Raw genomic sequence first — 262 nt, forward strand, 5'->3', positions numbered from 1 at the left:
CTGGGGCCGTGCGGGTCGTGGCGGCCCCAGTCTACCTTGACGGGGGCGGACGGCGCTGGTACACTCCTTTTTGGCACTTGGAGAGGTGCCCGAGTGGCTGAAGGGACACGACTGGAAATCGTGTAGGGGGGCTTAAACCTCCCTCGCGGGTTCGAATCCCGCCCTCTCCGCCAAAAGGCCCCGGCGAAGGCCGGGGCTTCCTTTTCGCGCCGCGTCCTTAGGGGAGGGCTTGCCGGGGCCCTTTAAGCGCGGGAAATGGTAT

At 66.0% G+C, this 262-nt stretch carries 1 tRNA gene; it reads left to right on the top strand.

What is annotated here, in order from left to right:
* Nucleotides 1-79 precede the first annotated feature (79 nt).
* A tRNA-Ser gene (locus tag Q5L94_RS13845) sits at nt 80-173 on the top strand.
* Nucleotides 174-262 lie beyond the last annotated feature (89 nt).

Origin of the sequence: Idiomarina sp. Sol25, from assembly GCF_033052775.1 — a bacterium.
Taxonomy (GTDB): Bacteria; Pseudomonadota; Gammaproteobacteria; order Enterobacterales; family Alteromonadaceae; genus Idiomarina.